The 12,550-nt window shown below is 47.0% G+C and carries 12 protein-coding genes; 9 read left to right on the top strand and 3 right to left on the bottom strand.

Going from position 1 to position 12,550, the window contains the following annotated elements; all coding sequences use genetic code 11:
• Positions 1-777 precede the first annotated feature (777 nt).
• Genes HPS55_RS06900 through HPS55_RS06890 form a run of 3 tightly spaced genes read left to right on the top strand, consistent with a single transcriptional unit; the run spans position 778 to position 2,776 of the window.
• Positions 778-1,401: a flavodoxin family protein gene (locus HPS55_RS06900; protein ID WP_172176263.1), complete on the top strand. Its 624-nt coding sequence runs from the start codon at positions 778-780 to the stop codon at positions 1,399-1,401.
• Between the two features lie 24 nt (positions 1,402-1,425).
• Complete coding sequence (locus tag HPS55_RS06895; RefSeq protein ID WP_172176261.1) at positions 1,426-1,839, top strand: secondary thiamine-phosphate synthase enzyme YjbQ; 414 nt, start codon at positions 1,426-1,428, stop codon at positions 1,837-1,839.
• A gap of 10 nt (positions 1,840-1,849) precedes the next feature.
• On the top strand, positions 1,850-2,776 hold the full coding sequence (locus tag HPS55_RS06890; protein WP_172176259.1) for a DMT family transporter: 927 nt from the start codon (positions 1,850-1,852) through the stop codon (positions 2,774-2,776).
• Here the strand turns inward: HPS55_RS06890 and HPS55_RS06885 are convergent.
• The 3 genes from HPS55_RS06885 to HPS55_RS06875 form a co-directional block, all read right to left on the bottom strand.
• Positions 2,730-3,662: a cation diffusion facilitator family transporter gene (locus tag HPS55_RS06885; protein WP_172176257.1), complete on the bottom strand. Its 933-nt coding sequence runs from the start codon at positions 3,660-3,662 to the stop codon at positions 2,730-2,732. The two genes, HPS55_RS06890 and HPS55_RS06885, sit on opposite strands and share 47 nt — an antisense overlap.
• Before the next feature lie 152 nt (positions 3,663-3,814).
• Positions 3,815-4,333, bottom strand: coding sequence for a hypothetical protein (locus tag HPS55_RS06880; protein WP_172176255.1), 519 nt, complete (start codon positions 4,331-4,333; stop codon positions 3,815-3,817).
• Between the two features lie 623 nt (positions 4,334-4,956).
• Positions 4,957-8,100 carry a ligand-binding sensor domain-containing protein gene (locus HPS55_RS06875; protein ID WP_172176253.1) on the bottom strand — a complete coding sequence of 1,048 codons (3,144 nt, stop codon included), beginning with the start codon at positions 8,098-8,100 and terminating at the stop codon, positions 4,957-4,959.
• Positions 8,101-9,498: 1,398 nt separating this feature from the next.
• On the opposite strand from HPS55_RS06875, the gene HPS55_RS06870 reads away from it, so the two are divergent.
• Genes HPS55_RS06870 through HPS55_RS06845 form a run of 6 tightly spaced genes read left to right on the top strand, consistent with a single transcriptional unit; the run spans position 9,499 to position 12,550 of the window.
• Complete coding sequence (locus tag HPS55_RS06870) at positions 9,499-9,714, top strand: hypothetical protein (protein WP_121737514.1); 216 nt, start codon at positions 9,499-9,501, stop codon at positions 9,712-9,714.
• An 11-nt stretch (positions 9,715-9,725) separates the two neighbouring features.
• Positions 9,726-9,947 carry a hypothetical protein gene (locus tag HPS55_RS06865; RefSeq protein ID WP_008782570.1) on the top strand — a complete coding sequence of 74 codons (222 nt, stop codon included), beginning with the start codon at positions 9,726-9,728 and terminating at the stop codon, positions 9,945-9,947.
• Positions 9,948-9,959: 12 nt separating this feature from the next.
• Complete coding sequence (locus HPS55_RS06860; RefSeq protein WP_136015029.1) at positions 9,960-10,556, top strand: hypothetical protein; 597 nt, start codon at positions 9,960-9,962, stop codon at positions 10,554-10,556.
• A 15-nt stretch (positions 10,557-10,571) separates the two neighbouring features.
• Positions 10,572-10,982, top strand: a complete 411-nt coding sequence (locus HPS55_RS06855) for a PcfK-like family protein (RefSeq protein ID WP_024988513.1) — start codon at positions 10,572-10,574, stop codon at positions 10,980-10,982.
• A gap of 2 nt (positions 10,983-10,984) precedes the next feature.
• Positions 10,985-12,268 carry a PcfJ domain-containing protein gene (locus HPS55_RS06850; protein WP_172324862.1) on the top strand — a complete coding sequence of 428 codons (1,284 nt, stop codon included), beginning with the start codon at positions 10,985-10,987 and terminating at the stop codon, positions 12,266-12,268.
• A 24-nt stretch (positions 12,269-12,292) separates the two neighbouring features.
• Positions 12,293-12,550: a hypothetical protein gene (locus HPS55_RS06845; RefSeq protein WP_057098472.1), complete on the top strand. Its 258-nt coding sequence runs from the start codon at positions 12,293-12,295 to the stop codon at positions 12,548-12,550.

Genomic DNA, 12,550 nt, shown 5'->3' with positions numbered 1-12,550 from the left:
AGAATGCGCGTTCTGGTTTAATACTGTTGACTAACTTAATATTTTTATTTGACTATGATTTCAGAAATGAACGACAAGTTTTGGACACCCTACCCGTCGTGGCGCATACATCCTATGTCTGGATGACAATGTAGTTTGATTCTGTTGACCAATTTATATGTGCTCTCTTTGTCTTTATGTCCAAAGAGCGGATGTCGGGAATGTCTTTATGTCTGGAAAGTCGTAATGTATTTCTTTTTCTTAAAAAAACGCACTTCTTTTTTCTCGAAATAGAAAAGCCGTAAGGCCTTCTCTGCTTTCTTTACACGTGTTTTTGGCTCTGTTTTTCTGCCGTAAGGGCCTCCCGGCACTCCCGTAACGGCCGTTTCGCATTGCAATAAGGCCGCCGTCGCAATGCAATAACGGCCTTATTGCAAGGTGAAACGGCCCTCTCTGCTTTCTTTACATAGCCGTATTGGTCTTTGAAAAACGTAAGTGCCTGATAGTCAGCGCTTCCAGTTTTGACGAAAAATGCGCTATTTTCGGCCCGTAATCTGCAGAAGTCGTTTTTGTGACGAACGACGAAGTGTTTTGTCAAAATAGTTCGTAAACCTTGACTTCACCGTACGTCCCAAATTCCGATGCCGGTACGATGGCTCGTGATGTTGCGATACGTTTGACAGATTTGAGCAACATGACAAATTCTGTCTATATTTTGACTCATTGTCTGATTTGATGCGATTATGTCGGAAAAATGAGATAACTTTGCACCATCTAACAACAAACAATGAAAAGACAATGAAAGTGATATTGGTAAACGGCAGCCCGCACAAGAATGGCTGCACGCATGCCGCTTTGGAGGAGGTGGCCGGTGAACTGGAGAAAGCCGGTATAGAGACCGAGATGTTCTGGTGTGGCGTGAAGCCGGTGATGGGATGCATCGGGTGTGGCAAATGTTCTGCCACAAAGCGATGTTGGTATGGTGACGATGCCGTAAACGGTTTTCTGGAGAAAGTGGGTGGAGCCGATGGCTTTGTTTTCGGTACGCCGATACATTTTGCCGGTACGTCGGGAGCTGTCAAGCCATTCATGGACCGTGCGTTCTGTTCGAAAACAGGTATCTATGCCAACAAGCCGGCAGCCGCCGTCGTGAGTTGCCGTCGCGGTGGGGCGTTGGGCGGATTTGAGGATCTGAACCGCTATTTCACTATTGCGGGCATGCCTGTGGTGTCGTCCAACTATTGGAACGAAGTGCACGGCAACACTCCCGATGAGGTGTGCCGCGACTTGGAAGGCATGCAGACCATGCGCCAGTTGGGACGCAACATGGCTTGGCTTCTTCGCTCGATAGAGGCTGGTCGTGAGGCCGGTGTGGAACTGCCAGTGACAGAGACGAAAATCAAGACTAATTTTATAAGATAACATAGGGATTAGGTCCAATAGCATATGATACAGCAAATAGAATTCAGTCTGAAGCCTGTTTCGCGGGGATTCCATCTTGTGACGGGAGAGATTGTCAGACAGTTGCCGCCTCTGCCGCGTACGGGAATTGTCAATCTGTTCGTGAAGCATACCAGTTGCGGACTGTGTATCAACGAGAATGCCGATCCGGACGTGCGCACGGACATGAAGAAGATATTCGACCGTCTTGTGCCCGAGAACCAGCCTTATTATGAACACACGATGGAGGGCAGCGACGATATGCCGAGTCATGCCAAATCGGTGATGTCGGGTGTAAGTCTGACGATACCCGTCAGCGACGGGCGTCTCAATCTTGGAATGTGGCAGGGTGTATATCTGTGTGAATATCGTGATTGCGGCGGGCCGCGCCGCATTGTAGCGACAGTTGTCGGCGAATAGTAATATATATATGAATACAAGAACCAAGGGTGCTGTATGTGGCGTGACGGCTGCTGTGGCGTACGGAACGAATCCGCTGTTTTCGCTCGCTTTGTATGACGAAGGTATGGATGTTGAATCTGTGTTGTTCTACAGGTTTGCCATCGCTGCCGCGATTTTGGCTGCTGTGTTGCGCCTGCGAGGTGTAAGACTCGGTATCTGCCGCCGTGAGATAGCGCCATTGCTGCTTGCCGGAATAATATTTGCCATGTCGTCGCAGACGTTGTATCAGAGTTTTCTGTATATGGATGCGGGTGTGGCCTGCTCCATACTTTTTGTATATCCGATACTTGTGGCTGTGATAATGACGGTATTCTTCCATGAACGGGCGTCGTTGCTCACATATGGCTGTATAGCCACGGCCACGGCAGGTATTGCACTGCTGTATCAGGGGGATGGCGATGTAAGCCTTAGCACTACAGGGCTGCTGCTTGTTGTGCTGTCATCGCTGTGCTATTCGGTATATATAGTTGGTGTGGACCACTCTGTGCTGAGCCGTGTGCCGTCGGCGCGGATGACTCTGTGGGTGCTTGTGGCAGGTGCGTTGATGTTTTTTGTGTTTACGGGTTTCGGTACACGTTTGCAGGCCGTGCCGTCCACCATTGCAGGGTGGGGCAATGTAGTGGGTGTGGCACTTGTACCGACGATAATACCGATACTTTTCATCAACGTGTCGATAAAGAGCATCGGTCCTACATATAGTGCCATCATCGGTGCGCTTGAACCTGTCACGGCGTTGACCATCGGTGTGATGGTTTTTGACGAGCGGCTGACCGGCCGCATCATTCTCGGTGCATTGCTTATCTTTGTCTCGGTGACATTTGTCGTGGCCCGTCCGTTGCTCGTGAAGTTTATTCCTCATGGGCATGTCGGTGCCCGTCGTCGCCATAACGGATAGCACGGTCGGCACACTGGCATCTTTCGGTCTCGATTTCGAGTGTAGAGTGGTTTATGCCGGCCTCGGCAAGTTTCTGCTTGATTTCCCTTTTCACGTTTTCCATCGCGCTGATATCGTCTATCATGACATGGGCCGTCAGCGCGTTTTTTGTTGTGCTTATGGCCCATACATGCACATGGTGTACGTTTGTCACGTGGGTGCAGCCGGCCATTTGTTCTGTTATTTTGTCGGCATCTATGTTTTCCGGTGTTCCGTCGAGCGACAGCTTGAGGCTTTCGGCGAGCAGCCGCCATGTGGATACAAGTATTACCATGGCGATAGCGAGCGACACTATAGGGTCGACAATATTCCATCCTGTGAAAGTAATCACAATTCCCGACACTACCACCCCTGCGCTCACCAGTGTGTCGGTCAGCATGTGCAGGAAGGCTCCGCGTACGTTTATGTCGTTTTTCCGGCCCCGCATGAGCAACAGTACTGTGAGGCCGTTGATGATGATGCCGGCAAAGGCTGTCCATGACACAGCCATGCCGTTGACATCGGCCGGTTCGTAGAACTTGTGCAGGCTTTCTATCATTATGACCCCTACGGCTACGAGCAGTATGATGGCGTTGAGCAGGGATATAAGCACCGTACTCTTTTTCAGCCCGTATGTGTATCGCTTGGTGGGATGTACACGTGCCAGCCAGAACGCTGTGAGCACAAGTACGAGTGAGAAGACATCGCTGAGGTTGTGCCCAGCGTCGGAAAGCAGTGACATAGAGTTTTCCATAAGCCCTACCACTGTCTCAATGCCTACGAATATCAGGTTGAGTGCTATGGAGAATATAAATACGCCGTTGAGCGACGGCGCTGTATGGTTGTGGTGGGAGTGATGATGTTCCATATGATTGTCTGTTCTTTTGTTTTGTACGGTGCAAAGTTAGCTAAACCGTAATGCAATCAGGTTGCAAAGTTTTGCCGGATGAACATCACATGAGCTCTTACTGTGAAATACGTTCAGGATATATTGGCGCCGAGGGCTGGGCGTTGGCTTTTTTATATCGTCACTTCGGAACTGATGTCGAACAGCTGGAGCGCATTGTTGGAAAAGTCGGAATGCACAGCAATCTTCTTGCATGAGCTGCGCATGAACCAGCTCATATAATTCTTTACGTAGTGGCTGAATGAAATCCTGGTGTTGTCCGTATTCATTATTTCGTTGTTGATTTCAGGGTTGCAACCGCATTTGCAGTTGTATTCGAGACATCGGCCTATAAGGCAGCATATCGAAGAACATGTTCCGTTGGGGTTATAGCATGGCAGTGAACATCTGCGGTTTATGCCGATGCGAAAGTACTGCATGTCAAGGGAAGGCTTGATGCCGGTTTTGCCGGATTCGTCCTTAAACTTATTTTGCTTTTCTGAACAGTTGTCTCCGTTCCGTTTCACGAAGTCAAATAGAACGTTGTCCATCAGAGTACGGTCGGCAGGACTGATAATCAACGGTGCTTCTTTATGGGCCAGTATGCCCAGAACTGCGGCCAACACAAGTGTGAGTAATGTCAATCGTCTCATAAGCTGTAATTTTTTAGTTTATAAACATCAATATTGTCGGTCTAAGCATATTTGCCGTTAGCGGAAATCCGTTTGCGGCGTATGTCGCTTTTGACGTTGCAAATTTAATATGTGCATTCCGAAAAAAAAGTTGCAAGAAATTGTTTTCAATCCAATACTATTTGCAACAACGTGCAAACTGATGATAATCAGATGGTTGTGAGGATGGTTAATCGAGCTTAAATTGTATGCAGATTTGTTATGTCACGGTTTTAAAGGCTGATTGATACGGTTTCGTTAAGTCAGATGGGCAGAATGAAACTTGTTTAAATTCTGCCATGGCGGGAAAACGCGCATGAATATGAACATTTTGACGCATAAAGACAACAAAACCGCCTCTTGTCTGTAGCTGATAGTCTGAACGTTTTCGTCAAGTCAAATGAGCAGAGTGAAACTTGTTTCAACTTTGCCATTGCGGGAAAACGGGGGATGAAATCCAACGATTGTTATGGAACGGTATGGATATTTACGTACTGCGCGGATTTCCAACTCCACGATGATTATTCAACTGATGTGAAAATCTGTGTACTTGGAAATCCGCGTAGTCCTTATCCCGGTATCTGTGTTTATGTCTTATTTGTATGTCACTCTGTCAGTTTAAGAATGTAGCATACCATACTTGTGGGATGTTTCTCGGCATATTCTTTCAGCAGGTCCTGTCCCGGTTTCAGCCTGTTGTTTATCAGCCGGCTTATCACAGGGTTCATGTTGCCGAACATGCCGAGTATTCCGGGCAGGCAAACACGTTTTACTTTTGCATCGGCAATGAGCAGTACGAGAACCTTGGGTGATTGCGCCGAAAGGTTGGGAAACTTAAGGACCGTGTTCATTATCTCCTTGTCGGTCTTTTCCATATAGCGGTAGAAGCTGGCAATGAGACGCTCGATGTTCTCGGTGATGAACGATGTGTGGTCGGCGATTTCGAGTTCGAGTTTTGTGTCGAACTTCTTTACAACGCGTTTTTCGTTCTCACTTATTACCGATTCGCGCAGTTCGGTGTATTCCCGTATGTTATCCGCAATCTCCTTTCGTATCAGCATTTGATTGATGCGGCAGTCTGTAAGGTACAGTTCGCGTAACATCTCGATCCGGTCTTTTGAGCCCATTCCGGCTATCTGTCGGTCTATGTGTGTTACGAGGGCGGCGGCCACTTCGTCTGTCTCGGCCATTGGTGCAATCTTTTCTCTGCGGGTTGTGATGTATTGTTCGGCCTTTTTCAGGGCGTCACGGCTGAACAGATATCTGTATTGACGGTCAAGCTGTCTGATGTCTTCACGCAGTTCGGACAGTTTCTTGTGGCGTATGCTTTCTGTGAGTTCGGCCAGTTGGCTGACCATGATGTCTGTCACACCTTCTATCATTATTGTTCCTTCAACATTTCTGCGGTATTCTTCCAATCGTTCTGTCTCCGTGGTGAACATAGTGAGCCATTTCTCGTTTTTAACTACCTGTTGCATAATGTATTCGGTATTGTCTGTAGCCTCAGCTTCGTGCGATTCTTCTATCAGTGTCGGCATTTCATATGCGTCGAATTGTGCAATCTGTTCTATCTGCTTGTTGAGAAGTTTGGATAGCTTTATGCCGATGTTGCGGTTGGTCTGCATTATCTTTTCCGACATCATCGTAATCTGTTCGTTTATGTTCTTGTGGTTCACGCAGAGTTGCTCCAGTTCTTTCTTCAGGGTATCGATGTTTACCTTGTCGTTGCCGTTGTCAAGTCCGGTGATTGCACTCAGACCTTCCAGGCGTTTGTGCAGGTCGTCTATCTGCATGCGTATCATCTTGCGGTGGGCCGCCTTTTTGCGTCTGTATGCCACTAATGTTGTAATAATCAGTATCAGGACAAAACTGCCGGTGATGAGTGCCATGCGAATATCTGACACATTGGAGTTGAAAATGATCCATTTAGTGGCGTTGGCATTGAACGGGTCTATCTTTAACACTCCGATGTCAGAGCCTAAATATACTTTCCCGTCAAGCACGAAGGAGGCATTCGGATTGAACCGTATGTCGGTGAAGTCTTCTTTCGTCAATACCGCCTGGCCGTTGTTTATCAAGTACTGCTGTATGCCGTGTTCGGGCATGGTATAGAACAAAGTGTCGTTTACATACAGAAGTCTGTTGAAGCCTTTTGTTTCGGTGGTGTCGTTGAACTCGTTGAGTATTAGATGATGGTTGGTCAGCATCATCATGAGCGGTATATGCTCGCTGGTGACGGCGATATCGCGTATGAAGTGGTTGTCCTGGGTGTTGCTGATTAGCTTGAAGTTGTTATCGCATCCGCAGAACACACCTTTGTTGAGTGTAGAGATATAGATAGTGTTTGAACCGGGTGCCGAATAGAATGCCGTAATGTACTTGCCGCTCATACATCTGACAGTATTTATACGGTTGTCATTGTCAATGCATACCAGTTCGTCGTGTATGCCCACATATATCGTATAGCCGTTTTCCGTCTCTTTGGCATATGAGGCCGTGATTTTTGTCGGGGCATCGTATATGACTTTGGATGTGGTCATAATCTCGTTTTGAAGGAATGTGTTGTGTATGTCCAGACGTACTACCTTGCGCTGGTTGCTGATGTAGAACAGGTTTCCGCCGGCGGTCATCAGTTTGCCTACGGTTTCACCTCCGGGCAGATTGTAGATTTTTGTGGCAACGGAGTCGTTGCAGTCCTGCCGGTATATTTCGTTGGCGGAGTTTACGTAATACAGGTTTGTACCGTCGGTGCAGGCAGCAAGAATTTCGCCCGTCACATTGAAAATGCCTGTGTGATGTGGTATGCGCCACAAAGCATTGTCGGTGAGCATCAGTGTGAAGCCCTTGCGTCCTTCTGTGCTTATGACGTTGTTGCAATACTGTGGAACTTTACGGCGCAGTGTGACAGGAACGAAGTCGTGCAGGTTTTCGCTCAGAACTACGTGGCCGCCATCAATGAAATAGTGTGTCTTGCCGACTTTGTGGTGTACATGGGCCGAGAATTTGAGCGGCACTACTTCAAGTGTTGTTCCGTCAGGGGCGTCAATATACAGTTTGTTGTCTGAGATTGCATATATCTTGTTGTCGGCTACAGAGACATTGTATATTCTTTCTCCCTCGTGTTTCACGGTTACCTGTCTTGTTGCCAGGTCTATGCGTATCATGCCGTATTGTGATGCCACAACAACACAACTATTGCCACAGCGGCAGATGTTGTGTGTCATAAACGGGCGTCCCGTACGCACGGTCTCACTGTCTTCTCCCGGATATAGTGGTGTCAGTGTGTCGTTTCCCATTTTCAGACCGTAGAGTCCTTGGCTTGTGGCGGCATATATCATGTCGTCTGTAACGAGGATATCATAAACGGAGTAGCTGTAGCCTTTTACCGGAATTCTGTATTTGTTGAGCAATGTGGGATGTCCGTCTGCAACTATTCTTTTTTGCAGTCCCGAATTTCGTATTCCGAGCCAGTATTTCACTAGTCCCGGCTCTCTTCTGTCTGCAGCAACCTTGTATATTCTGTCAGTGCCTATATTGTATGATCTTTGAACGTGGTCACCGATATACCATATATCTCCAGTGCCACTGCCAATCCAACATCCAGAGTCGCCGTCAGTTGAGATTGAGGCTAATTGTTCGTCGAAGTAAAATTCTTTCTCTCCGATGGTTTTATGTTGTTCGTTTTTATTACAGCCTGCCATTGCCAACAGTAATAATATCAATGGCGTAATCAGATTTAATCGTGTCATTCTTTTTGCGTTATCATGTAAAACTCAGATTATAGTGCAAAGGTATGTTATTTTATTCAAATAGGGATGCTTTTGCGGATGTTTTTTACTTTTGGCTTTATAATTTGCCATTAATTCTTGAAGTTTAGTGATTTGTTTGATTTGTGTTATTCCAAAATAAAAAAAGCGATGAAAGGATTATCGGGTTTTATGAGGCTTGCCCAATGTGTATCTTTCATCGCTTCTGCATATTGTGTTTATTATATCATTCCCCGTTATGATTTCAATAATGAAACATATATTTGTACATTTTGTACAAGTATGTTTATATTGCAAAATTAAGTAAAAGTATGCAAATGTACAAATAGGATTTGACGCCAAACGGAACGTTTGGCGTATTTTATGGAATACTTGTATGAAGAAGTTACGAAAAGAGTGTAATTTATTGGAACTGAGCGTAGGTTAATTGCTCATGATAGTAATAGGTTACGATTTAGTTAGTTATCTACTGCGTCATCCTTCTGCGCGTTGCGTAACCTTCAAAGAACTCTTCGTATGCAAAAGTAACAATAAAACGGGAGATTTTGAAATGAATCTCCCTAATTTTTTTCTTCTCATACAAGTTTTTCCGTAAAAGCAATTTTATCCGTCGGCACACCATCGTACAAAAGGATTTTGAACGAACGTATGCCGACTGCCGCATAAGCGAAGAAAAGGGCTTTGCCTCACGCCTAAACAACAGTTTAGACTGATGATGCAAGGCCTATTTCTTTTGTGCTTATGCCAAAGAGGTGCTTTTACGGGTTTCTGACGATTTTTCTTTTTCCGCTGTTCCTTTGAGCCGTAAGCGGAAAGCCGTGTCTGACCGCCCGATCCATGAATGGAACAAGCCGTCATACACGGCAGGCAAACCGGGAAGAATGATTTTATCCGTCAGACCGGACACGCTCGGCCAGACATATAAAATCATACTTCCTTGCCGGTGGTTTGCCCGGTTTCACGCTTCCGGCAGTGTCCCTTTTCTTTTTGGCATTATCCCTTTTTTACGGATTTCTCTTTTGAAGTTTTCCTGTCCAATCTGCCTCCACTTCCGTTTACCTCCATTTTCGCGTCTTTCAGTGAGCCGCATCAGGCAGTCATTTCCGTTCTGGGCGCAAAGGTAATTCCGGGATTGGACGGGAATGCAAGGTCAAGCCTCCTGTTTTCGGAAAAAATCTCCAACCCTGCGGGTAGTATTTTTCCCGAAAAACCTTGCATTCCCTAATCCCTACCTTTTTAAGCACCCGAAACGAAAACGACCGATGCGACAGAAAGACGCATTAAAAAAATGTCGGATAAACGAGAGGCAGATAAGATAGTTTGAAACTCAACTCCCTCAGCTCTTGAATCCACATTAAAAAAATCAAAAACAGCGAAGATATGACGGAAACGGCAAATTTCAGACAAACTGCGCAATACATCGGGTTGGCGATATGCAGCTTGATAATACGCACCGCCTTCGGGGTGTTCGGCATCCTTTGGGGCATCATAGCAGAGATTGTAAACGGAATGTTCCGAGTGGCGATAGGCGTAATCGTGGCTACCCTTTCCACAATCGCCTTCTTCGGCTTCATCCTTTGGTTATTCACCCTTTAACCCCTACCGACATGGCAAAGAGAAGCAGCAAAACGGCAGCGCAGCAGTGCAGATACTACGAGGTGGACAACATCTTCGTGTACATGGTGGAAACGTACACCAACGGCAACATATCCGTGTTCCGTGAACTCTACCGAGAACTGAACAAGGACGCACGGAGGGACTTTACAGACTTCCTTTTGAGCGAGGTGGAGCCGACCTATTGGAGAGAGATACTGAAACAGACCATCTAAAACGACAGCGATATGAGAACGATAACAAGGACATACGACCTTTTCCAATTAGCCGAACTCTCCGTAGCAGCGAGAGAAACCGCATACAGCGAATGGCTGCACACCTTTGAATACGGATGGGACAGTGACAACCGCAACACGCTGGAAGCATTTGAAAGTGTGTTCAAGGTCAAAGTTAACGATTGGAGTTACGACACGTGCCGTTATTCCTACCGCTTCACCTCACGTTACAGCGGAGAGGAAGAGGAACTCTGCGGCATACGGCTTCTGAAATACATCGTCAATAACTATTGGCATACCCTATTCAAGCCGAGAACCTACTACCTAAAAGGCAATTACAAGAAAAGGCGCAAAAGCCGTGTATTCACGGATAATTGTTGCGTACTGACAGGCTATTGCGCAGACGAGGACATCCTGCGACCCATCTACGACTTTCTGAAAGCCCCCGATACCCGAACCACTCTGTACGACCTTATGGACAAGTGCCTTAACAGCTTCTTCAAGTCGTGCCGTGACGATATGGAATTTCAGTGCAGCGAGGAGAGTTTCGAGGAGAGTTGCGCAGCCAACGACTACGAGTTTTTGGGAAACGGAAAAATGTATAACTGATAAAACGACAGCGATATGAAAGGAACAGAACATTTCAAAAGAACGATACAGATGTACTTGGAGCAGCGTGCAGCCGAAGATGCGCTCTTTGCGAAGAACTACCGCAACCCAGCCAAGAACATAGACGATTGCGTGACCTACATTCTGAACTATGTGCAGAAAAGCGGTTGCAACGGCTTCACGGACGGAGAGATATACGGACAAGCCGTCCACTACTATGACGAGAACGAGGTAGAGGTGGGCGAACCTATCCAATGCAAGGTAGCCGTGAACCATGTGGTGGAACTCACAGCGGAGGAAAAGGCGGAAGCACGGCAGAACGCTATCCGACAATACCAAGACGAGGAACTCCGCAAGTTGCAGAACCGCAACAAGCCAACAGCGAAGAAAGAAACCAAAGTTGAACCATCACTATTTGACTTCTGATTATGAAACCGAGAACACGCATACAGCAGGAAGTCGCACGTTTGAGCAAGCGACTACCGAGATTGACCGAAGAACAAAGGGCATACGCTTTCCGCCATTGCTTCAAGCATTACGCCATCAAAAGGGCAGACGGCACGAACATCTGCACCGAGTGCGGACATTCGTGGAAAAGCGACCACGACCTTGCAGATACCATTTGCGGATGCACCTGCCCCCGTTGCGGCATGGAGTTGGAAACATTACGCACCCGAAAGAGTGTTTTCAGCGATATGGAGTATTTCTCCATCGTCACCACCTGCAAGCAATACCAAGTGATACGCTTCTTTTCCGTCAAGTCACGATACAAGGCAGGGCAGCCAGCCGAATATTCCATCTTTGAAGTGGTGCAGAGGTGGATTGCCCCCGACGGCAAGACAACGACCGTTGCCCGATTGCGTGGCATGTCCTTGTTCTATTACGACCTATGGAATGAATACAGCGACATGGAGGTACGCAAGAATGGAGAATTTCGGGCATACGACATAAATCCGGTATGCACCTACCCCCGACAGCGTTTCATACCCGAAGTGAAACGCAACGGCTTCAAGGGTGATTATCACAACATCCTGCCTTACGACCTTTTCAAAGCCATACTTTCCGACTGCCGAGCCGAAACGCTGTTGAAGGCAGGGCAATATCCCATGTTGCGTTACTATATATACCACTCTTTCAATATCGTAGAGTATTGGGCATCCTTGAAGATATGTATCCGAAATGGCTACACCATTGCCAACGGCTCTATGTGGCGTGACACGATAGACCTCCTGCGTCATTTCGGCAAGGACACGAACAGCCCGAAGTACGTTTGCCCTGCCGACCTCAAAGCCGAACACGACAAGTTGGTGGCGAAGCGTAACCGACAAAGGGAACGTGAGCGGACGGAACAGCAACGGCAAAAGGCGATTGAGGACGAGAGGAACTATCTAAAAGCCAAAGGTATCTTCTTCGGACTTGTGTTCTCCGACAACCTTATCCGTATCAAGGTCATAGAGAGCGTGGAGGAAATGATAGAGGAAGGACGTATGATGCACCATTGCGTGGGTGGCTACCACAATCGGGAAAATTCCCTTATCCTTTCAGCGACCATTGACGGCAGACGCATAGAAACGATAGAGGTATCACTGAAAACTTTGGAGGTGGTGCAGTGCCGTGGCTTATGCAACGAGAACACCGAATACCACGACCGCATTGTAAACCTTGTGAACAGCAACGTGAACCTTATCCGCCAACGGATGGAAGCGGCATAGTATAAACCTATAATACCCAATAGTATGGAAGTAAGAATTGAAAGCATGATTTGTCTGTGGGACGATAAAATCCCCACAATGTTCCTTGAATTTGTAAACCTCCTCACTCTGGCAACGAGTGAGGAGCAGTTAAGGGCAAGCGTCAAGGACTTTGCCGAGAAGCACGAACTTGACAGGTTTTTCCTTTACGGCTTCGGCTCCCACCATTTCTACCTGCACCAACGCTATACGAGTGACCCCGAAATGGTGATGCGCAACAGAGTTTTGTCAGTACATTTTTAA

Source organism: Xylanibacter rodentium (genome assembly GCF_013166575.1).
GTDB lineage: Bacteria > Bacteroidota > Bacteroidia > Bacteroidales > Bacteroidaceae > Prevotella > Prevotella rodentium.
Note: the sequence above shows the minus strand (reverse complement) of the source record. Positions and strands in the feature narration are given on the sequence as shown.